The organism is Paracoccus yibinensis, from assembly GCF_030846195.1.
GTDB lineage: Bacteria > Pseudomonadota > Alphaproteobacteria > Rhodobacterales > Rhodobacteraceae > Paracoccus > Paracoccus yibinensis.
In genome coordinates this window covers 217,880-240,228 of sequence record NZ_JAVCWH010000002.1, presented here as the reverse complement: position 1 = coordinate 240,228, position 22,349 = coordinate 217,880, and the positions used below count along the sequence as shown (strand labels likewise).

Below are 22,349 nucleotides of genomic sequence, written 5' to 3'. Positions count from 1 at the left end.
ATAATCCTGCGCCCCTTCTGAAAAAAGGCAAGCACATGGTCTTGCTGCTGATTTTGGCATTTATCGCGAAAATGGAAAACATTTCCAGAAAAATTGTGACATCTGGTCGCAGGTGGTATTCTGCGCTTATCAGAGGAGGAAGAGCCATGACCAGCCAGAATCCCGTGTTCATTCCAGGCCCCACCAATATCCCCGAGGTGCTGCGCAAGGCCGTGGACATGCCCACGATCGACCACCGCAGCCCGGTCTTCGGACGCATCCTGCACCCCGCGCTGGAAGGGGTGAAGAAGGTTCTGAAGACCACGCAGGGGCAGGTCTTCGTCTTCCCCTCGACCGGGACCGGCGGGTGGGAAACCGCGATCACCAACACCCTGTCGCCCGGCGACAAGGTTCTGGCGACGCGCAACGGCATGTTCAGCCACCGCTGGATCGACATGTGCCAGCGGCACGGCCTTGACGTGCAGGTCGTCACCCAGGAATGGGGCGAGGGTGTTCCCGCCGACCGGTTCGAGGAAATCCTGACCGCCGACAAGGGCCACCAGATCAAGGTCGTCCTGGCGACGCATAACGAAACCGCCACCGGCGTGCGCAGCGACATCGCCGCCGTCCGCCGCGCCCTTGATGCGGCCGGCCATCCGGCGCTGCTGTTCGTGGACGGGGTTTCGTCGATTGCGTGCTATGATTTCCGCATGGACGAATGGGGCGTCGATATCGCCGTGACCGGCAGCCAGAAGGGCTTCATGCTGCCCCCGGGCTTGGCCATTGTCGGTTTCTCGCCCAAGGCCATGGCGGCGGTCGAGACCGCGAAACTGCCGCGCACCTTCTTCGACATCCGTGACATGGCGAAAGGCTATGCCAACAACGGCTATCCCTATACGCCGCCGGTCGGGCTGCTGAACGGCCTGAACGTCGCCTGCGGGATGCTGCTGGACGAGGGGCTGGAGAACGTCTTTGCCCGCCACCACCGCATTGCCGAGGGCGTGCGCCGCGCCGTTGGTGCATGGGGGTTGCAGCTTTGCGCCAAGCGCCCTGAATTGTATTCGGACAGCGTCAGCGCGATCCGCGTGCCGGAAGGGTTCGATGCCAACAAGATCGTCAGCCACGCGCTGAACGCCTATGGCGTGGCCTTCGGCACCGGGCTTGGCGATGTCGCGGGCAAGGTCTTTCGTATCGGCCACCTTGGCAGCCTGACCGACGTCATGGCGCTGTCGGGCATCGCCACGGCGGAAATGGTCATGGCCGACCTGGGCCTGCCGGTGAAATTGGGCAGCGGCGTCGCCGCCGCGCAGGACCATTACCGCCAAAGCGCCACCGCAATGAAGGCTGCCGCGTGATGAAGGACGCCATGGAGATCCCGACCTATCAGGACATGCTTTCTGCACACGACCGCATCCAGCCATACATCCGCCGCACGCCGGTTCGCACCTCGGATTACCTGGACGATCTGACCGGGGCCCGGCTGTTCTTCAAGTGCGAGAACTTCCAGGAGCCGGGGGCCTTCAAGGTCCGCGGCGCCGCCAACGCGGTCTTCGGCCTGGACGAGGCGCAGGCCGCGAAGGGCGTGGCCACCCATTCCAGCGGCAACCATGCCTCCTGCCTCAGCTACGCCGCGATGCGCCGGGGGATCCCGTGCAACGTGGTGATGCCGCGCACGGCGCCGCAGGCCAAGAAGGACACGGTGCGCCGCTATGGCGGCGTGATCACCGAATGCGAGCCCTCCACCTCCTCGCGCGAGGCGACATTCGCCGAGGTGCAGGCGCGGACCGGCGGCGATTTCGTCCATCCCTACAACGACCCGCGGGTGATCGCGGGGCAGGGCACCTGTTCCAGGGAATTCATGGAGCAGACCGACGGGCTGGACATGGTCGTGGCGCCGATCGGCGGCGGCGGCATGATCTCGGGCACCTGCCTGACGCTTTCGACGCTGGCGCCGGAAACGAAGGTCATCGCGGCCGAGCCCGAGCAGGCCGACGACGCCTATCGCAGCTTCAAGGCGGGTCACATCATCGCCGACGATGCGCCCAAGACCATCGCCGACGGACTGCTGGTGCCGCTGAAGGATCTGACCTGGCATTTCGTCAGCAACCATGTCTCCGAGATCTACACGGCCTCCGACGCGGAAATCATCGATGCGATGAAGCTGATCTGGAAGCACCTGCGCGTGGTGATGGAGCCCTCCAGCGCCGTGCCGCTGGCGGCCATCTTGAAGAACAAGGACGCCTTCGCCGGCAAGCGTGTCGGCATCATCATCACCGGCGGCAATGTCGATCTCGACAAGCTGCCCTGGACCCAAGGAGCGCAATCATGAACGCACCGATCAAGTCGAATGGCGTGAACCTCGACACCCTGGAAGTCGGCTTCGACGTGCCCGCGCTGCCGGGCATGGACGAGGCGGACATCCAGACGCCCTGCCTGATCCTCGACCTGGACGCGCTGGAGCGCAACATCAGGAAGATGGGCGACTATGCCAAGGCGCACGGGATGCGCCACCGGGCCCATGGCAAGATGCACAAGTCGGTCGATGTGCTGAAGCTGCAGGAAAGCCTGGGCGGCGCGGTCGGCGTCTGCTGCCAGAAGGTCTCGGAGGCCGAGGTCTTCGTGCGCGGCGGCATCAAGGACGTGCTGGTCTCGAACCAGGTGCGCGACCCGCTGAAGATCGACCGGCTGGCCCGCCTGCCCAAGCTGGGCAGCCGGATCATCGTCTGCGTGGACGACGTGGCGAACGTCGCCGACCTATCGGCGGCGGCGCAAAGGCACGGCACGACCATCGAGTGCTTCGTGGAAATCGACTGCGGCGCAGGCCGCTGCGGCGTGAAGACCACGCCCGAAGTGGTGGAGATCGCCAAGGCCCTCGACGCGGCACCGGGGCTGAAGTTCACCGGCATCCAGGCCTATCAGGGCGCGATGCAGCACATGGACAGCTATGAGGACCGCAAGGCCAAGCTGGACGCGGCCATCGCCCAGGTCAAGGATGCGGTCGAGGCGCTGAAGGCCGCGGGGCTGGAGCCGGAACTCGTCTCGGGCGGCGGGACCGGCAGCTATTACTTCGAGAGCAACTCGGGCGTTTACAACGAACTCCAGTGCGGCAGCTATGCCTTCATGGACGCGGACTATGGCCGCATCCACGATGCCGAGGGCAAGCGCATCGACCAGGGCGAATGGGAAAACGCGCTGTTCATCCTGACCAGCGTGATGAGCCACGCCAAGCCCGACAAGGCGATCGTGGACGCGGGCCTGAAGGCGCAGTCCGTCGACAGCGGGCTGCCCTTCGTCTATGGCCGCGACGACGTGAAATACGTCAAGTGCAGCGACGAGCATGGCGTGGTCGACGACCCGCAGGGCGTCCTGAAGGTCAACGACAAGCTGCGCCTGGTGCCGGGCCATTGCGACCCGACCTGCAACGTCCACGACTGGTATGTGGGCGTCAGGAACGGCAAGGTGGAAACGCTGTGGCCGGTGTCGGCGCGCGGGAAGGCCTATTGATGTGGGTCGTTCCTGAAGGCGAGATCGCAGGCCTGATGACCCCCGAGGCCGCGTTCGACGCGGTCGAGGCGGTCTTCGCCGCCATGGCGCGCGGCGAGGCCCGCAACTTCCCCGTCGTGCGCGAGGCCATCGGGCATGAGGACGCGCTCTACGGCTTCAAGGGCGGCTTCGACGGGGCAGGGCTGACGCTCGGCCTCAAGGCCGGGGGATACTGGCCCAACAACGGGAAGCACGGGCTGATCAACCACCAGTCCACGGTGTTCCTGTTCGACCCCGACACCGGCCGCGTCTCGGCGGCGGTCGGGGGCAACCTGCTGACCGCGCTGCGCACGGCGGCCGCGAGTGCCGTGTCCAGCAAGTACCTGGCCCCCGAAGGGGCGCGGGTGCTGGGCATGATTGGGGCGGGCCACCAGTCCGCCTTCCAGATGCGCGCCGCCGTGCGCTTCGGCAATTTCGAGAAAGTCATCGGCTGGAACCCCCATCCCGACATGCTGACCCGCCTGGCCGACACCGCAACTGATCTGGGCCTGCCCTTCGAGGCCGTGGATCTGCCGCGACTGGGCGCGGAAGCCGACGTGATCATCTCGATCACCTCGGCCTTCGAGCCGCTGCTGATGGACGGTCATGTCCAGGGGCCGACGCATATCGCCGCGATGGGCACCGACACCAAGGGCAAGCAGGAACTGGACCCGGCGCTTGTCGCCCGCGCGCGCCTGTTCACCGATGAGGTGGCCCAGTCGCTCAGCATCGGCGAGTTCCAGCACGCAAGCGCGCAGAACGCCATCTCCGCAGAGGACGTCACCGCGATAGGCCAGGTCATCATCGGCCAGCATCCGGGGCGCGGCGATGCGGATGTCACCATCTTCGACGGCACCGGCGTGGGCCTCCAGGACCTCGCCGTCGCAAAGGCCGTCGTCGAACTCGCCAAGCAACAGGGAAAGGCCATAAAGGTCGATATCTGAGGGAACAAGACAGCCGTGGAAAGGGAGGTCCGCAATGTCTGACGCAACTTATCAGGGGGGGATCCATCCGGTGGATGAGATCCTGCCCGCCCCCAAGCTGTTCACGCTTGGGTTCCAGCATGTGCTGGTCATGTATGCAGGGGCCATTGCGGTCCCGCTGATCGTCGGCCGCGCGCTGAACCTGCCGCCCGAGGAGGTGGCGTTCCTGATTTCCGCCGACCTCTTCGTCTGCGGCGTCGTGTCCATCATCCAGAGCCTGGGGGCGACCCAGTATTTCGGGATCAAGCTGCCCGTGATGATGGGCGTGACCTTTGCATCCGTCGGCCCGATGGTCGCGGTCGCGACATCCATGCCCGGCCATGAAGGCGCGCGCGCGTTGTTCGGGGCAATCATCGCGGCGGGGATCATCGGCATCTTCATCGCGCCCTTCATTTCCAAGATGCTGCGGTTCTTTCCGCCGGTGGTTACGGGCACGCTGATCCTGACCATCGGGATCAGCCTGATGCCCATCGGCATCAACTGGATCTTCGGCCTGCAGGTCGGCCCGACCGCACCCAAGATCGTGGACCCCGAAGCCGCCGCCTGGCTGGAGGCCGCCCGCGCGGCGGGCAACGTGCCCGCCAGCGTGACGCTGGCGCCGACGGTGCAGAACCCGCTTTATGCGGCAGGGCAGAACATCCTGATCGCGGTGCTGGTGCTGGGCACGATCCTGCTGGTGTCGAAATTCGCGCGCGGCTTCCTGTCGAACATCGCCGTGCTCGTCGGCATCGTCGTGGGCGGCGTCGTCGCAGCCATGCTGGGCATGATGAACTTCGACAAGGTCGGCGCGGCGGAATGGTTCGCGGTCATCAAGCCGTTCCACTTCGGGATGCCGACCTTCGACCCGATCATGATCGCCACGATGGTGCTGGTCATGCTGGTTACGCTGATTGAATCCACCGGCATGTTCTTGGCCCTTTCGGACATCTGCAAGAAGCCCATGGAGCAGAAGTCGCTGGCTGCGGGCCTTCGCGCCGACGGCTTGGGCACCATGATCGGCGGGATCTTCAACACCTTCCCTTATACCTCGTTCAGCCAGAACGTCGGGCTGGTGGGCGTCACCGGAATCCGGTCGCGCTTCGTCTGCGTGGCGGGGGGCGCGATCATGATCGTGCTGGGCCTGATCCCGAAGATGGGCGCGCTTGTCGAAAGCCTGCCGACGACCGTCCTGGGCGGCGCGGGTCTGGTGATGTTCGGCATGGTCGCGGCGACCGGCGTGCGCATCCTGGCGCGTGTGGATTTTGCCACCAACCGGCACAATCTGTTCATCGTCGCGATCTCGGTCGGGATGGGGATGATCCCGCTGGTTGCGCCGAACTTCAACCAGTGGATGCCGCACGCAATCCACCCGCTGATCCATTCCGGCATCCTGCTGGCGGCGATCACGGCAGTTCTGCTGAACTGGTTCTACAACGGCGCGGCCCATGTGGACGAGGAAGAGCTGCGGGCGGCGGGTCATGTCGCGGACCACTAGGACGCTGTTCCGGGGCGCCGAGGTCGTCGTCACCATGGACGACGCCCGGCGGGAAATCCGGGGCGGCGATGTCCTGGTCGAGAATGGAAAGATCGTCGCGGCGGGTGAAAACCTGCCGCGCAATGGTGCGACAGTGGTCGAGGCCGCGGGCTGCGTGATCACGCCCGGGCTGGTCAACACCCATCACCACCTGTTCCAGACCCTGACCCGCGCCGTGCCCGCCGCGCAGGACGCGGCGCTGTTCGGCTGGCTGCGCACGCTTTATCCCATCTGGTCGCGCATGACGCCCGACGACATCCGCCTGTCAGCCGAGGTGGGGCTTGCGGAACTGGCGATGTCGGGCTGCACCTGTTCGTCGGACCATCTGTATCTGTTCCCGAACGGCTCGCGGCTGGACGACAGCATCGAGGCCGCGCAGAAGGTTGGCATCCGCTTCACGGCAACGCGCGGGGCCATGTCGATCGGCGAAAGCAAGGGCGGCCTGCCGCCCGACGCCCTGGTCGAGGACGAGGCCGCGATCCTGCGCGACAGTGAACGTGTGGTGGATGCCTTCCACGACGCGGGCGAGGGCGCGATGGTGCAGGTGGCGCTTGCGCCCTGTTCGCCCTTCTCGGTCAGCCGCGAGCTGATGCGCGACTCGGCGATCCTGGCGCGGGACAAGGGCGTGCGCCTGCATACCCACCTGGCCGAGAATGACGAGGACATCCGCTATTCGCTGGACAATTTCGGGATGCTGCCGGGGGACTATGCCGAAAGCCTGGGCTGGACCGGCGACGATGTCTGGCACGCCCATTGCGTGAAGCTGTCCGCGCCCGAGATCGACCTGTTCGCCCGCACCGGCACGGGGGTGGCGCATTGCCCCTGCTCCAACGCGCGGCTTGCCAGCGGGATTGCCCCGGTCCGTGCGATGCGCGATGCGGGCGTGCCGGTGGGCCTTGGCGTCGATGGCTCGGCCAGCAACGATTGCAGCCACCTTGGGCTTGAGGCGCGGCAGGCCATGCTGGTCGCGCGGCTGAAGGACGGCCCCGCCGCCATGGGCGCACGCGAGGCGTTGGAGATCGCGACACTGGGCGGGGCGCGTGTTCTGGGGCGCAGCGACATCGGCGCCTTGACGCCGGGGATGCAGGCCGACCTGGTGCTGTGGGACGTATCGGACCTGCCGCTGGCGGGGCAATGGGATTCGGTGGCGGCGCTGATCTTCTGCGCGCCGATCCGTCCGCGCGCGGTCTATGTCGGGGGCAGGGCGGTCGTTGACGATCACCGTCTGCTGACCGCTGATCCCCGTGACCTGCGGGCGCGCGCCGAACGTGCCGTGGCACGCCTGGCGGGCTGAGGATGGGGGGCTGTCTGCCCCCCAACGCGCGCTGCGCGTTCCCCCCGAGGATATTTCTGCCAAAGTGAAAGAACCCGCCGCCAGATTTTCTACGAAATCTTAAGACTACCTTGCTTACGGTCCCACTCGTGCCGGCCTGGGCAGATCGGTTATCAAGAAAACAGCGATAATGAGGGAGGGCGACGATGCCTGGATACCTGACCACCCATGTGCTGGACACGGCGCGCGGCCGCCCGGCCGAGGGGATGGAGGTGGTGCTGTTCCGTCTTGAAAACGGCCAGCGGACCGAACTTGCACGGCTGAAGACCAACAGTGACGGCCGCACCGACAGCCAGATCCTGCCTGCGGCGGAATTCGCCACCGGCACCTATGAGTTGGAATTCCACGCTGGCGCCTGGATGGACGCCACCGGGATCGAGCCTGAAAGTCCGCGGTTCCTGGACGTGATCCCGATCCGCTTCGGCATGTCGCAGGACGATCACTACCACGTGCCGCTGCTGGTTTCGCCCTTCGGCTTCTCCACCTATCGCGGAAGCTGAGCCATGCTGCACCTGATCCCCGACCAAACCATCATCTGGGAATGGCTTGCCTTCGCCATCCGCTGGACGCATGTGATCACCGCCATCGCCTGGATCGGATCGTCCTTCTATTTCATCGCCCTGGATCTTGGGCTGCAAAAGGTGCCGGGCCTGCCCAAGGGCGCGCATGGCGAGGAGTGGCAGGTCCACGGCGGCGGCTTTTATCACATCAACAAATACCTGGTCGCGCCCGAACAGATGCCCGAGCATCTGACCTGGTTCAAATGGGAAAGCTATGCCACCTGGCTATCCGGCGCGGCGCTGCTGATGGTCACCTATTGGGCGGGCGCGAACCTGTATCTGATCGACACCGCCAAGGCCGATCTGGCGACCTGGCAGGCGATTCTGATTTCTGCGGGTTCGTTGGCGCTTGGCTGGCTGATCTATGACACGCTGTGCAAGTCGCGCTTGGGCGAGACGCCGACGGTCCTGATGCTGCTGCTGTTCGTGGCGCTTGTCGTGATGGGCTGGGGCTATACGCAGGTCTTCACCGGCCGCGCGGCGCTGCTGCATCTGGGCGCCTTCACCGCGACGATCATGACGGCCAACGTGTTCTTCATCATCATGCCGAACCAGCGGATCGTGGTGGCGGACCTGAAGGCCGGGCGCGCGCCCGATCCGAAATACGGCAAGATCGCCAAGCTGCGTTCGACGCACAACAACTATCTGACGCTGCCGGTCATCTTCCTGATGCTGTCGAACCACTATCCGCTGGCCTTCGCCAGCCAGTACAACTGGCTGATCGCGGCGCTGATCTTTCTGATGGGCGTGACCATCCGGCACTTCTTCAACACCATGCACGCCCGCAAGGGATACCAGTGGTGGACCTGGGCGGTGACGGCGGTGCTGTTCATCATGGTGATGTGGCTGTCTTCCGCCGGCCTGAACCAGGACACGCTGGAACAGGCCGAAACGCGGCCCCTGACCCCGGTCGAAACCCGCTTCGCCGAGGCCGAGGGCTTTCAGCAGGTCAGCGACGCCGTGCTGGGCCGCTGTTCGATGTGCCACGCGCGTGAGCCGGGATACGAGGGCATCCTTCATGCCCCGAAAGGCGTCTTCCTGGAAACACCGGGCGACATCGCGAAACACGCGCGCGAGATCTATGTCCAGGCGGGGCTGACCGATGCCATGCCCCCTGCAAACGTCACCTATATGGAGCCGCAGGAGCGCGAGCAGATCATCCGCTGGTTCCGTGCCGCAGGCGGCGCAAGCCTGGCGGGAATGTAGGCCCGTGTTCCGTATCCGGCCCGCACGGCCCGAGGATACGGCAGCCTTGTTCGACGTCCGCACGTCGGTCCGGGAAAACCACCAGGGGGTCGAGGAACTGGCCAGGCTGGGCGTCACGCCCGAAAGCGTTTCGGCCATGATCGTCACGGCCCCTTGCTGCTGGGTCGCGGTCGAGGATGACCGGATCGTCGGCTTTTCCATGATCGACGACGACCGGGGAACCCTGTTCGCCGCCTTCGTGCGCCCGGAATGCGAAGGACGCGGCATCGGCGGCGGGCTTGTCGCCAGGGCCGAGGCCGCGCTGTTCCAGCGCCACCCTGTCATCTGGCTTGAAACCGGCCGCGGCACCCGCGCCGCTGCCGTTTACCGCCATCTCGGTTGGGGCAGCGAGATCGACCTGGGCGGCGGCAATATCCGCCTGTTCAAGACGCGCCCGTCCTAGCGGTCAAAAACCTTCTTCAATTCCCGCACCGCGAAATCCGCGAACATCCGAACCTTCGGGTCTTGCAACCGTCGATGCGGGGTCAGGCAGCCGAATTGCGACGGCAGGGGGCGGTTCCGGGGCAAGACCTCGACCAGGCGGCCGGACTTGATATCTGCGGCGACTTCGTACAGCGGCCGGTTTGCGATACCTTCACCCCCACGCGCCCAGGTTGTCAGCACGTCGCCGTCGTCGGTGTCGAAACGCCCCGAAACCATCATCTTCTGCGGGCCGTCCTCGGTCTGCAGGACCCAGTAGAATTCCGGGCTGCGGGGATAGCGCAGCAGCAGGCAGTTGTGATCGACCAGATCCTCGGGCGCCTTGGGGGTGCCGTGCTGGGCCAGGTATTCGGACGAGGCGACCAGCACGCGCGGACAATCCGCGATCTTGCGCCATTTCAATGCGGAATCGGCGGGTTCTCCCAGAAAGAACGCCAGGTCGATCGCATCCTCGACAATGTTGACGTTGCGGTCCGACAGCCGCAGCCGGAATTCGACGCCGGGGTTTTCCTTGCAGAAAGGCGGGATCAACGGTGCGATCAGCCGCCGTCCCAGGCCAAGCGGCGCGGTCAGGCGGATCACCCCCTGCGGGCGGCCCGAGAAGCTGGACACAAGCGCCTCGGCCTCGTCCAAGGTGTCGATGACGCGGCGGGCGTTGTCATAGAAGGCGCGCCCGATCTCGGTGGGGGTCAGCTTGCGGGTGGTGCGGTTCAGCAGCCGCACGCCAAAGCGGTTTTCCAGATCCTTGATGCGGTTCGAGGCCACTGCCGGGGAAAGCCGCAGGTCCCGGCCCCCCGACGTGATCGAACCCAGTTCGACCACACGGACAAAGACGCGCAGGCTTTCAAGATAGGACATGGATGATAGGCCGTTTTCAAGGAATCGTGTAAAGTCTTCCGGGTCGGCGCCGATTTCGCAACCGTTTTTTTCGGCCTAGCTTGATGACGGGTCCACAGCCACGAAGGATTGCCATGACACCCGCGCTGCGCTTTCTGCTGAACGATCAGCAGGTTGAATTGACCGAGGTCGGTGCTTCGGACACGCTGCTGGATTTCCTGCGCATCAACCGCCGCCTGACCGGCACCAAGGAAGGCTGCGCCGAGGGCGATTGCGGCGCCTGCACGGTGCTCGTCGGTCGCTTGACCGATGACGGGCTGATCTATGAACCCGTGAACGCCTGCATCCGCTTCCTGGCGTCCTGCCATGGCTGCCATGTCGTCACGATCGAACACCTGCACGGGCCGGACGGCGGATTGCACCCGATCCAGGCCGCGATGGTGGAACATCACGGCAGTCAGTGCGGCTTCTGCACGCCGGGGATCGTGATCGCGCTGTATGGCTTGTGGATGGCCAATCCCGAAGCCACGGCCACGGATATCGAGGTGGCTTTGCAAGGCAACATCTGCCGCTGCACGGGATACGAGCCGATCGTCAAGGCGGCGCTTGCCGCAGGCCGCGCGGGCGGTCAGGCATCCGACGCGCTGGCGGTGGAACGGGAACTCGTGACCTCGAAGCTGCGGGACATGCGGGGCGAGCGGGTCGAACTGTCGAAGGGCGGCGAACGCGCCATCATCCCCGGCGATGTGGACGATCTGGCCGCCGTGCTGGAGGCCGAACCGAAAGCCACCATCATCGCCGGCGCGACCGATGTCGGCCTGTGGGTCACGAAGTTCATGCGCGACATCTCCCCTGCGGTGTTCATCGGCCACCTGATGAAGTCCAAGCGCGTCGAGGGGGACGAGATCCGCCTGGGCGCGGGCGTGACCTACAGCGAGGCCGCGCCGCTGATCCGCCAGCATATCCCCGCCGCCTATGACTACTGGCTGCGCATCGGCGGCTGGCAGGTGCGTAACATGGGCACCATCGGCGCCAACATCGCCAACGGATCGCCCATCGGCGACACGCCGCCGCTGCTGATCGCGCTTGGCGCGCGGATCGTGTTGCGCAAGGGCGAGGCGCGGCGCGAACTGCCGCTTGGGGATTTCTTCATCGAATACGGCAAGCAGGACCGCGCGCCGGGCGAATTCGTCGAGGAGGTCATCATCCCGATCCGCCCGCAAGCCAAGGTCGCCGCATACAAGATCAGCAAGCGCCGCGACAGCGACATCACCGCCGTCGCCGCCGGCTTCTGCCTGACCGTCGAAGGCGGCACGATCACCGATGCCCGCATCTGTTTCGGCGGAATGGCGGGCACGCCCAAGCGTGCCTCGGGGGCCGAGGCCGCGCTGAAGGGGCAGCCCTTCGCCCGAGAAGCCTTCGAGGCCGCCGCCCGTGCCGTCGCGGACGACTTCCAGCCGCTGAGCGACTGGCGCGCCAGTGCCGATTACCGTCGCACGGTCGCCGCCAACCTGTTCCGCCGCTTCTGGCTGGAACAATCCGAACCCGGCCTGCCGGTTCGCCTCACCCAAGCCGTGGGAGCATGACATGAAGGACGAAACCACCATCCGCGGCCAGGCGCATCAGGACACCATCCACGACAGCGCCATCAAGCACGTCACCGGCCGCGCCGACTACACCGACGACCTGGCCGAGCCTTATGGGTTGCTGCACGCCTATCTGGGCCTGTCGCAATGCGCGCATGGCAAGATCACCGGCATGGATTTTTCGGAAACGCTGGCGCACCCGGGCGTCGTTGGGGTGCTGACTGCCAAGGACATTCCCGGCGTCAACGACGTGTCGCCCAACGGCAAGCACGACGACCCGATCTTCGCCGAGGAAGAGGTCCTGTTCTGGGGCCAGCCGGTCTTTGCCGTGATCGCGGAAACACGCGATCAGGCACGGCGCGCGGCGCACAAGGTGCGCATCACCTATGACGTTCTGCCCCATGCGCTTGACCCGATGGCCGCGAAAGACGCCGGGATGGGCTATGTCACCGATCCCCTGACCCTGCGCCGTGGCGATGCGGATGCAGGCATGGCCGCCGCGCCCCGTGTGATCAAGGGCCGCTTCAAAATCGGCGGGCAGGACCATTTCTACCTGGAAGGCCAGATCGCCATGGCCGTCCCGGGCGAGGACGAGGACGTGACCATCAACGTCTCGACCCAGCACCCGTCCGAGGTGCAGCACATGGTGGCCCATGTGCTGGGTTGCCAGAACAACGCGGTCGTGGTGAACGTGCGCCGGATGGGCGGGGGCTTCGGCGGCAAGGAAACGCAGATGAACCTGTTTTCCTGCGTTGCGGCCATTGCCGCGAAACGCTGGAACCGCGCCGTCAAGATCCGCCCCGACCGCGACGACGACATGACCGCCACCGGCAAGCGCCACGATTTCGTCGTGGATTACGAAGTCGGCTTCGACGATGACGGCAAGATCCGCGCGGTCCGGGGTGACTGGTATGCCCGTTGCGGTTTCTCTGCCGACCTCTCCGGCCCGGTGACGGATCGCGCGCTGTTCCACTGCGATAACGCCTATTACTATCCCGATGTGCGCGTCAGCAGCCATCCGATGAAGACGAACACGGTCAGCAACACGGCCTTCCGCGGCTTTGGCGGGCCGCAGGGCGTGATCGTCGCCGAACGAATCATGGAGGAAATCGCCTATACGCTGGGCCGCGACCCGCTGGAGATCCGCAAGGCGAACCTTTACCAGAACGGCCAGTTGACGCCTTATCACCAGGAGGTCACCGACCAGATCCTGCCGCAAATCTTTGCGGAGCTTGAGGCATCCAGCGACTATCACGCCCGCCGCCAGGCGGTGCTGGACTGGAACGCGAAGGGGGGCGTGATCCGCAAGGGCATCGCGCTGACGCCGGTCAAGTTCGGCATCAGCTTCACCGCGACCTGGTTCAACCAGGCGGGCGCGCTGATCCATGTCTATAACGACGGGTCCATCGCGCTGAACCATGGCGGCTGCGAGATGGGGCAGGGCCTCAACACCAAGGTCGCCCAGGTCGTGGCCGAGGCGTTCCAGTGCGACATCAACTGCATCAAGATCACCCGCACCACGACGGAAAAGGTGCCCAACACCTCGGCCACGGCGGCGTCCTCGGGGACCGACCTGAACGGCATGGCGGCGCTTGACGCGGCCGAACAGATCAAGGCGCGGCTGGTCGAGTTCGTGGCCGAACGCTGGCAGCAGCCGAAGGATGACATCCAGTTCGTGCCCGGCCATATCCGCGCGGGCGACCACCTGATCCCCTGGAACGAGGTGATCGCGGCGGCCTACATGGCGCGGATCCACCTGTCGGCGGCGGGCTTCTACAAGACGCCCAAGATCCACTGGGACCGCGCGACGGGCCGGGGGCGGCCGTTCTATTACTATGCTTATGGCGCCTCGGTGTCCGAGGTGTCGGTCGATACGCTGACCGGCGAATATGTCATCGACCGCACGGACGTGATCCATGACGTGGGTCGGTCCCTGAACCCGGCCCTGGACAAGGGCCAAGTCGAGGGCGCCTTTGTCCAGGGCGCCGGCTGGCTGACCACCGAGGAGCTGTGGTGGGACGACAAGGGGCGCCTGCGGACCCACGCGCCTTCCACCTACAAGGTGCCGCTGGCGTCTGACAGGCCGCGCGTCTTCAACGTCAAGCTGGCAGACTGGTCAGAAAACGCCGAACGCAGCATCAAGCGGTCCAAGGCCGTGGGCGAGCCGCCCTTCATGCTGGGCATCAGCGTCTTCGAGGCGATCAACATGGCCGTCGCATCCTTCAGCGACTATCGCGAACACCCGCGCCTGGACGCCCCCGCCACGCCCGAACGCGTGCTGATGGCGATCGAGAAGCTGCGGGGATGATCCGGGTCCGGGTCATGCAGGCCCTGGGGTCCACTCCGCGCGATGCGGGGGCCGAGATGTTTGTCGGTCCCGATCGCGTGGAGGGCACCATCGGCGGCGGCCAGCTGGAATACATGGCCATCGAGCGCGCCCGTGCCATGTTGGCCTCGGGCGAGGCCGAGGCGCGCATGGACATCCCCCTGGGGCCGGAAATCGGCCAGTGCTGCGGGGGCAGGGTGGTCCTGCACCTGGACCGGGAAGGCCCCACGCCCGAGGATCATCCCGACGTGCTGGTCTTCGGCGCGGGCCATGTCGGGCGCGCTTTGGCGCAGGCGCTGCAACCCTTGCCGGTCAACGCGACCCTGATCGACAGCCGTCCCGAGGAACTGGCCCAGGCCGCCCCTGGCATCGAGACCCGCCTGACCCCGCTGCCCGAATCCGAAATCCGCGCCGCCCGTCCCGGCAGCGCCGTGGTGATCCTGACCCATGACCATGCGCTCGATTTCCTGCTGGCTGCCGAGGCCTTGGCGCGCGACGACCTGTTCTATATCGGCATGATCGGCAGCGCCACCAAGCGCGCGCAGTTCACCCGCTTTGCCCGAGAGCGCGGCCTCGACGCCGCGCCGCTGGTCTGCCCCATCGGCGCAGGCTTCACCCATGACAAGCGTCCGGCGGTCATCGCCGCCTTCACCGCCGCCGAACTGATCGCGCGGCTGACTGCAGCTTCTTCTTTGAAAAAATACCCATGCAACAGCTGATCCGGGGCCGCGTTCTCGGCTTCCACGCCGACCCCCACGACACGTCCGACAACCACCGCTACCTTGAGGACGGCGCGATCCTGGTCGAGGACGGCCGCATCCTGGCCGTGGACGACTACGCCACCCTGGCCCGTCCCGGCTTGGCCGAAATCGACCACCGCCCGCACCTGATCATGCCGGGCTTCATCGACACGCATATCCACTTCCCGCAGGTGCAGGTGATCGCCAGCTGGGGCGCGCAGCTTCTGGACTGGCTGAACACCTATACCTTCCCCGAGGAAGCGCGCTTCCGCCAGCAGGGCCATGCCCCCGCCATGGCCGAGGCCTTCCTGAACCTGCTGACGGATCACGGTACGACCACGGCGGTCGCCTTCTGTTCGGTCCACGCCGAAAGCGCCGAGGCGCTGTTTTCCGCAGCCCATGCCCGCAACATGGCGATGGTCGCGGGCAAGGTGATGATGGACCGCAACGCCCCGCCCGAGGTGCTGGACACGCCCCAGCAGGGATATGACGACAGCAAGGCGCTGATCGGCCGCTGGCACGGCATGGGCCGCCAGCGTTACGCGATCACGCCGCGCTTCGCGATCACCTCGACCCCCGAACAGATGGAAGCGGCGGGAACGCTGGTGCGCGAGCATCCCGACTGCCACATCCAGACCCACCTGTCCGAGAACAAGGACGAGATCGACTTCACGCTGAGCCTCTATCCGCAGGCCCGCGACTACCTCGACATCTACGAAACCTACGGCCTTTTGTCCGACAAGCTGCTGCTGGGCCACTCGATCCACCTGCGCCCGAGAGAGATCGAGCGCATGGCGGAAACCGGCAGCCGGGCGGTGTTCTGCCCGACCTCGAACCTGTTTCTTGGATCGGGACTGTTCGACGAAGCCGGGCTGCGCGCGGCGGGCGTGGTCAGCGGGATTGCCACCGATGTGGGGGGCGGCACCAGCTATTCCATGCTGCAGACCCTGAACGAAGGCTACAAGATCCTGCAACTGCGCGGACAGAAGCTGACGCCGCTGTCGGCCTTCCACTGGATCACCCGCGGTAATGCGATGGCCTTGGGGATGGCGGACCAGATCGGCACGCTGGACCCTGGCAGCATGGCGGATCTGGTGGTGCTGGACGCCCGCGCCACGCCTGCGATGGCGCTGCGCATGGAGCGGTCGGAAACGCTGGAACAGGAACTTTTCATCCTGGAGATCATGGGCGACGACCGCAGCATCCGCGAAACTTATGTAGCGGGTAAGCCGATGAAGAAACATGGTTAATGCCGTCGCGTCAGGCCAATAATCCGTGATCCTCGGGAACTTCCGGGCCGATCTCCGAATTTTACGGCAGATACGGAAATGGAGATCACGATGAAAACCCTTCTGTCCCTGACTGCCGTTGCCGCCACCTTCGCGGCAAGCGCCGGCGTCGCCGAAACCACCATCGTTCAGACCCAGCCCTCGACCACGGTGACCCAGGTCGAAACCGACCCGAACACCACTGGCGGCGGCGCTCTTGGCGGCGCGGCGACCGGTGCAGTCGCCGGTGCTGCGGTTGGCGGCCCAGTCGGCGCGGCCATCGGCGGGGTCGCCGGTGCGGTCATGGGCGACGTCAGCGAGGACGCGCTGACCCCCGAAACCCGCACCTATATCATGGAAAACCGCACGGAATCCGTCGTTCTGGACAGCGATCTTGCTGTTGGAACGGTGGTGCCGGAAACGGCGACGATCCAGACGGTGCCGAACTCGAACGTGCAATATGTCTATGTCAATGATCGCCCCGTGGTCGTCGAACCCGAGACCCGCAAGGTCATCTACATCTACGAATAAGCGCGGGCGCGTCGTTCACGCGTTGCAGGCCGGTCCTTCGGGACCGGCCTTTTCATATGTATGGGCTTTTCTGATCCCAAGGGGCAGGCTATCCCTTGCAAGACAAGACCGGCCGCAAGGGACAGCGTCATGACCAAGATCACCCCCGTCCTGATGGCAGGCGGATCGGGAACCCGGCTTTGGCCGGTATCCCGGCAAAGCTTTCCCAAGCAGTTCGCGCCGCTGATGGGCGAGGAAACCCTGTTCCAGGCATCCGCCCGCAGGCTGTCCGGCCCCGATTTCGCCGATCCGATCGTCATGACCAACTCGGACTTCCGCTTCATCGTGGCCGAGCAGCTGGACCAGATCGCCATCCATCCCGGCGCCATCGTGATCGAGCCGTCGGGCCGCAACACCGCCCCGGCGATCCTGGTGGCCGCGCTGATGGTCGCATCGAAGGACCCCGAGGGATTGTTGCTGGTGGCGCCATCGGATCATGTGATCCCGGACCACGCCGCCTTCGCGCGCGCGGTGCGCCAGGGCGTCGGCCCTGCGTCTGAAGACCGGATCGTCACCTTCGGCATCACCCCGGACCGGCCCGAAACCGGCTATGGCTATCTGGAACTGGCGGGGAAGGGCGACGGCCCGCAGCCGCTTGCGCGCTTTGTCGAAAAACCCGATGCGGCGACGGCGGCGCAGATGCTGACGCAGGGCAATTTCCTGTGGAACGCCGGGATCTTCCTGTTCCGCGCCGATACCATGATCGACGCCTTCCGCGCCCATGCGCCGGAATACCTGTCCCCCGTGCTGACCGCCCTGGACGAGGCCAGGGACGACATCGGGTTCCTGCGCCTGGCCCGGGAACCCTGGGTCAGCCTGCCCGACCAGTCCATCGACTATGCCGTGATGGAGAAGGCGCCGAACCTGACCGTCGTGCGCTTTTCCGGCCACTGGTCCGACCTTGGCGGATGGGACGCCGTCTGGCGCGAGGCGCTGCTTGAGGCGCCTGCCGAGAATGGCGTGGTGGTGGACGGCAATTCGACCGCCATTGATTGCCAGGACGTGCTGTTGCGGTCGGATGGCAGCGATGTGCAGGTGGTGGGGATCGGGCTGACGGATGTGATGGTCGTCGCGACATCAGATGCGGTGCTGGTGGCCGACAAGAGCCGTGCGCAGGACGTCCGCCATGCCGTCAGCGCCCTTAAGGCCAAAGGCTGCAAGCAGGCCACATCCTTTCCGCGTGATCACCGCCCCTGGGGCTGGTTCGAGACGCTGGCCCTGGCCGACCGGTTCCAGGTCAAGCGCATCGTCGTGAAGCCCGGCGCGTCGCTGTCGTTGCAAAGCCACGTCCACCGGTCCGAACACTGGATCGTGGTCAGCGGCACCGCGAGGGTGACGGTTGACGACAAGGTGACTCTGGTCACGGAAAACCAGTCGATCTATGTGCCCCTGGGCGCGGTTCACCGGATGGAGAACCCCGGAAAGGTGCCGATGGTCCTGATCGAGGTGCAGACCGGCAGCTATCTGGGCGAAGACGACATCATCCGATACGAAGATGTCTATGCCCGTGGCAGTGCGGAATAGCGAATGAAGCCGGGGGCGCTTCGCCCCCCGGACCCCCAGAGGATATTTAGGCCAGAATGAAAGGGATATGCCGCGCGTTCATAATCTTCTGTAGGATTATGAATTTGCCGTCCCAAGGCTGTGTCGCTATATCTGCCCCTTCCTGGCAAGGGTGAGAAGATGACCGGCAGACTTTCCCGATCCCCCGCCTTCGCGGCGCTTGACGCTGCTGCGTCCGAACGGATCCTGATCCTGGATGGGGCAATGGGCACGCAGATCCAGCAGCTTCGGCTGGGCGAGGATGACTATACCGGCCGCGGGTCGGGCCATGTCTGCCGCCATCATTCGGACCACCCGCAGCAGGGCAACAACGACCTGCTGATCCTGACGCAGCCCGAGGCTGTCGAGGAGATCCATTACCGCTATGCCATGGCGGGGGCGGATATCGTGGAAACGAACACCTTTTCCGCCACGACCATCGCCCAAGCCGATTACGGGATGCAGGATGCCGTCCATGACCTGAACGTCGAAGGCGCGCGCATCGTGCGCCGCGCGCTGGACCGCGCCACCGCGCAGGACGGGCGGCCCCGTTTCGTCGCAGGCGCCATCGGGCCGACGAACCGCACCGCCTCCATCAGCCCGGACGTGAACAACCCCGGCTATCGGGCCGTGACCTTCGAGGACCTGCGGGTCGCCTATCTGCAGCAGGCGCGCGGCCTGATCGAGGGCGGCGCCGACATCCTGCTGATCGAGACGATCTTCGACACGCTGAACGCCAAGGCGGCAATCTTCGCCTGCATTCAGGCGATGGAGGGGCATGGGCGCGCGCTGCCGCTGATGATCTCGGGCACGATCACCGATGCCTCGGGGCGCACGCTGTCGGGGCAGACGCCGACCGCCTTCTGGTATTCGGTCCGTCATGCCCGGCCCTGGTCAGTGGGGCTGAACTGCGCGCTTGGCGCATCGGCCATGCGCCCGCATCTGGCGGAACTGGCAGGGGTGGCGGAAACCAACATCTGCGCCTATCCGAACGCGGGCCTGCCCAACGCTTTCGGCCAGTATGACGAAGGCCCGAACGACACCGCCGTCCAGGTCGCCGAGTTCGCGCGCGAGGGGCTGGTGAATGTCGTCGGCGGCTGCTGCGGCACCACGCCCGACCACATCCGCGCCATTGCCGAGGCGGTCGCCCAATTCACCCCCCGAAAGGTGCCCGAATATGTCTGATCGCCTGCTGCGCCTGTCGGGCCTGGAACCCTTTACCCTGACGCCCGACATTCCCTTTGTGAACGTGGGCGAACGCACCAACGTCACCGGGTCGGCCCGTTTCCGCAAGTTGATCACCAACCGCGATTATGCCGCGGCTTTGGAAGTGGCGCGCGACCAGGTGGAAAACGGCGCGCAGATCATCGACATTAACATGGACGAGGGGCTGATCGATTCAAAGGCCGCCATGGTCGAGTTCTTGAACCTGCTGGCCGCCGAACCCGACATCGCCCGCGTTCCGGTGATGATCGACAGCTCCAAATGGGAGGTGATCGAGGCGGGCCTGCAATGCGTGCAGGGCAAGCCGGTCGTGAATTCGATCTCTATGAAGGAGGGCGAGGAGCAGTTCCGCCAGCAGGCCAGCCTGTGCCTCGCCTATGGCGCGGCGGTCGTGGTCATGGCCTTCGACGAACAGGGCCAGGCCGACACCTGCGCCCGCAAGATCGAGATCTGCGCGCGGGCCTACAAGACTTTGACCGAGGAAGTCGGCTTCCCGCCCGAGGACATCATCTTCGACCCCAACATCTTCGCCGTGGCGACGGGGATCGAAGAGCATAACAACTATGGCGTGGACTTCATCGAGGCGACCCGCTGGATCCGCCGGAACCTGCCCCATGCCCATGTCTCGGGCGGGGTGTCGAACCTGTCGTTCAGCTTCCGCGGCAACGAGCCCGTGCGCGAGGCGATGCACGCCGTGTTCCTGTACCACGCCATCGGGGCGGGCATGGACATGGGCATCGTCAACGCGGGCCAGCTTGCCGTTTATGACCAGATCGACGCGGATCTGCGCGAGGCTTGCGAGGACGTGGTCCTGAACCGCCGCCCCGACGCGACCGAACGCCTGCTGGAGATCGCCGAACGCTTCAAGGGCGAGGGCGGGGCCAAGGCGCGCGAGAAAGATCTGTCCTGGCGCGAATGGTCGGTCGAGAAGCGGCTGGAACATGCGCTGGTGAACGGCATCACCGAATATATCGAGGCCGATACCGAGGAAGCGCGCCAGCAGGCCGAACGCCCGCTGCATGTCATCGAAGGCCCGCTGATGGCCGGCATGAACGTCGTGGGTGACCTGTTCGGCGCGGGCAAGATGTTTTTGCCGCAGGTGGTGAAATCCGCCCGCGTGATGAAGCAGGCCGTGGCCGTGCTGCTGCCCTATATGGAGGCCGAGAAGGCCGCGAACGGCGGCGGCACCCGGCAGGCGGCGGGCAAGATCCTGATGGCGACGGTCAAGGGCGACGTCCACGACATCGGCAAGAACATCGTGGGCGTCGTGCTGGCCTGCAACAACTACGAGGTCATCGACCTGGGCGTGATGGTGCCCGCGCAGAAGATCCTGGAGGTCGCGCGTGAGCAGAAGGTAGACGTGATCGGCCTGTCGGGCCTGATCACGCCCAGCCTGGATGAAATGGTGCATGTGGCGTCCGAGATGGAGCGCGAGGGCTTCCAGGTGCCGCTGCTGATCGGCGGGGCCACGACCTCGAAGATCCACACGGCGGTCAAGATCGCGCCGCGCTATCACAAGGGCGCGGCGGTCTATGTGACCGATGCCAGCCGGGCGGTGGGCGTCGTGTCCTCGCTGCTGTCGCCCACGCAGCAGGCGGATTACGTTCAGGCGATCCGGGCGGAATATCTGGACGTTGCCGAACGCCACGAACGCGCCGAGGCCGCCAAGCAGCGCCTGCCGCTGGCTGCCGCGCGGGCCAATGCGCTGAAGGTGGACTGGTCCGATTACCGCGCCACGCCCCCGCAGTTCACGGGTACCCGGATCATCGACGACTGGGATCTGGCGCAGATCGCGCGCTATATCGACTGGACGCCGTTCTTCCAGACCTGGGAGCTGAAGGGCGTCTATCCCCGCATTCTTGAGGATGAGAAGCAGGGTGAGGCCGCGCGGGCGCTGTTCCACGAAGCGCAGGAAATGCTGGCCCGGATCATCGAGGGCAAGTGGTTCCACCCCCGCGCCGTGGTCGGCTTTTGGCCCGCCAATGCGGTGGGCGACGACATCCGCCTGTTCACGGGCGAGGACCGGCAACAGCCGCTTGCCACCCTGCACACCCTGCGCCAGCAGGTGACCAAGCGCGGCGACCGACCGAATGTCGCGCTGTCCGATTTCGTTGCGCCCGAGGGACGGCCCGATTACGTCGGCGGCTTCGTTGTCACCGCCGGTCCCGAGGAAGCGGAAATCGCCGCCCGCTATGAACGCGCGAATGACGATTACGCCGCGATCATGGTGAAGGCCCTTGCCGACCGCATTGCCGAGGCCATGGCCGAGATGCTGCACGAACGGGTCCGCAAGGAACTCTGGGGCTATGCGCCCGATGAATCCTTCGACCCGCAGGATCTGATCGGCGAACCCTACAAGGGCATCCGCCCCGCGCCCGGCTATCCCGCCCAGCCGGACCATACGGAAAAGCTGACCCTGTTCCGCCTGCTGGACGCGGAAGCCGCCACGGGCGTGCGGCTGACCGAAAGCATGGCGATGTGGCCGGGATCATCCGTGTCCGGCCTCTATATCGGCCACCCGGACAGCTATTACTTTGGCGTGGCGAAGATCGAGGAAGACCAGGCTCGCGACTATGCCGCGCGCAAGGGCATGGAACTGTCCGAGGTCGAACGCTGGCTGGCCCCGATCCTGAACTATACCCCACGCAAAAAGGACGAGGCTGCGTAAGCCTCGCCCTTT

18 protein-coding genes are annotated in these 22,349 nt (G+C 65.5%); 17 read left to right on the top strand and 1 reads right to left on the bottom strand.

Translation table 11 applies throughout. The features are described from left to right. The first annotated feature begins 146 nt into the window (after positions 1-146). From bhcA to RAH32_RS04685, 9 genes are all read left to right on the top strand, one after another. On the top strand, positions 147-1,334 hold the full coding sequence (gene bhcA, locus RAH32_RS04725; RefSeq protein WP_306605610.1) for an L-aspartate--glyoxylate aminotransferase BhcA: 1,188 nt from the start codon (positions 147-149) through the stop codon (positions 1,332-1,334). Further along, the gene (gene bhcB, locus RAH32_RS04720) at positions 1,334-2,308 is read left to right on the top strand and encodes a beta-hydroxyaspartate dehydratase BhcB (RefSeq protein ID WP_306605608.1); all 975 of its coding nucleotides are present in this window, start codon (positions 1,334-1,336) and stop codon (positions 2,306-2,308) included. Before bhcA ends, bhcB begins: the two co-directional genes overlap by 1 nt. Then, on the top strand, positions 2,305-3,483 hold the full coding sequence (gene bhcC / locus RAH32_RS04715) for a 3-hydroxy-D-aspartate aldolase BhcC (protein ID WP_306605606.1): 1,179 nt from the start codon (positions 2,305-2,307) through the stop codon (positions 3,481-3,483). Before bhcB ends, bhcC begins: the two co-directional genes overlap by 4 nt. Continuing rightward, on the top strand, positions 3,483-4,445 hold the full coding sequence (gene bhcD, locus RAH32_RS04710; RefSeq protein ID WP_306605604.1) for an iminosuccinate reductase BhcD: 963 nt from the start codon (positions 3,483-3,485) through the stop codon (positions 4,443-4,445). Before bhcC ends, bhcD begins: the two co-directional genes overlap by 1 nt. 34 nt (positions 4,446-4,479) lie before the next feature. Beyond that, complete coding sequence (locus tag RAH32_RS04705) at positions 4,480-5,958, top strand: nucleobase:cation symporter-2 family protein (RefSeq protein WP_306605602.1); 1,479 nt, start codon at positions 4,480-4,482, stop codon at positions 5,956-5,958. After that, on the top strand, positions 5,942-7,291 hold the full coding sequence (locus tag RAH32_RS04700; RefSeq protein ID WP_306605600.1) for an 8-oxoguanine deaminase: 1,350 nt from the start codon (positions 5,942-5,944) through the stop codon (positions 7,289-7,291). Before RAH32_RS04705 ends, RAH32_RS04700 begins: the two co-directional genes overlap by 17 nt. 185 nt (positions 7,292-7,476) lie before the next feature. Then, positions 7,477-7,830 carry a hydroxyisourate hydrolase gene (gene uraH, locus RAH32_RS04695; RefSeq protein WP_306605599.1) on the top strand — a complete coding sequence of 118 codons (354 nt, stop codon included), beginning with the start codon at positions 7,477-7,479 and terminating at the stop codon, positions 7,828-7,830. A gap of 3 nt (positions 7,831-7,833) precedes the next feature. Then, complete coding sequence (locus tag RAH32_RS04690; RefSeq protein WP_373429667.1) at positions 7,834-9,096, top strand: urate hydroxylase PuuD; 1,263 nt, start codon at positions 7,834-7,836, stop codon at positions 9,094-9,096. A gap of 4 nt (positions 9,097-9,100) precedes the next feature. Further along, on the top strand, positions 9,101-9,538 hold the full coding sequence (locus tag RAH32_RS04685) for a GNAT family N-acetyltransferase (RefSeq protein WP_306605596.1): 438 nt from the start codon (positions 9,101-9,103) through the stop codon (positions 9,536-9,538). Here the strand turns inward: RAH32_RS04685 and RAH32_RS04680 are convergent. Next, a complete protein-coding gene (locus tag RAH32_RS04680; protein WP_306605594.1) occupies positions 9,535-10,434 on the bottom strand; it encodes a LysR family transcriptional regulator in 900 nt (299 codons plus the stop codon). The genes RAH32_RS04685 and RAH32_RS04680 overlap by 4 nt on opposite strands. Positions 10,435-10,547: 113 nt before the next feature. Between RAH32_RS04680 and xdhA the strand changes: the two genes are divergently transcribed. The 8 genes from xdhA (at position 10,548) to metH (ending at position 22,337) form a co-directional block, all read left to right on the top strand. Next, positions 10,548-11,999: a xanthine dehydrogenase small subunit gene (xdhA, locus tag RAH32_RS04675; RefSeq protein ID WP_306605592.1), complete on the top strand. Its 1,452-nt coding sequence runs from the start codon at positions 10,548-10,550 to the stop codon at positions 11,997-11,999. Position 12,000: 1 nt separating this feature from the next. After that, positions 12,001-14,307 carry a xanthine dehydrogenase molybdopterin binding subunit gene (gene xdhB / locus RAH32_RS04670; RefSeq protein WP_306605590.1) on the top strand — a complete coding sequence of 769 codons (2,307 nt, stop codon included), beginning with the start codon at positions 12,001-12,003 and terminating at the stop codon, positions 14,305-14,307. Beyond that, positions 14,304-15,044, top strand: coding sequence for a xanthine dehydrogenase accessory protein XdhC (xdhC, locus tag RAH32_RS04665; RefSeq protein WP_306605588.1), 741 nt, complete (start codon positions 14,304-14,306; stop codon positions 15,042-15,044). Before xdhB ends, xdhC begins: the two co-directional genes overlap by 4 nt. Further along, positions 15,032-16,315 carry a guanine deaminase gene (gene guaD / locus RAH32_RS04660; RefSeq protein WP_306605586.1) on the top strand — a complete coding sequence of 428 codons (1,284 nt, stop codon included), beginning with the start codon at positions 15,032-15,034 and terminating at the stop codon, positions 16,313-16,315. Before xdhC ends, guaD begins: the two co-directional genes overlap by 13 nt. 90 nt (positions 16,316-16,405) lie before the next feature. Next, the gene (locus RAH32_RS04655) at positions 16,406-16,864 is read left to right on the top strand and encodes a DUF1236 domain-containing protein (protein WP_306605584.1); all 459 of its coding nucleotides are present in this window, start codon (positions 16,406-16,408) and stop codon (positions 16,862-16,864) included. A gap of 129 nt (positions 16,865-16,993) precedes the next feature. After that, positions 16,994-18,427 carry a mannose-1-phosphate guanylyltransferase/mannose-6-phosphate isomerase gene (locus RAH32_RS04650; RefSeq protein WP_306605582.1) on the top strand — a complete coding sequence of 478 codons (1,434 nt, stop codon included), beginning with the start codon at positions 16,994-16,996 and terminating at the stop codon, positions 18,425-18,427. Positions 18,428-18,586: 159 nt separating this feature from the next. After that, positions 18,587-19,630: a homocysteine S-methyltransferase family protein gene (locus RAH32_RS04645; RefSeq protein WP_306605580.1), complete on the top strand. Its 1,044-nt coding sequence runs from the start codon at positions 18,587-18,589 to the stop codon at positions 19,628-19,630. Continuing rightward, positions 19,623-22,337: a methionine synthase gene (gene metH / locus RAH32_RS04640; protein ID WP_306605578.1), complete on the top strand. Its 2,715-nt coding sequence runs from the start codon at positions 19,623-19,625 to the stop codon at positions 22,335-22,337. Before RAH32_RS04645 ends, metH begins: the two co-directional genes overlap by 8 nt. The last annotated feature ends 12 nt before the right edge of the window (positions 22,338-22,349 follow it).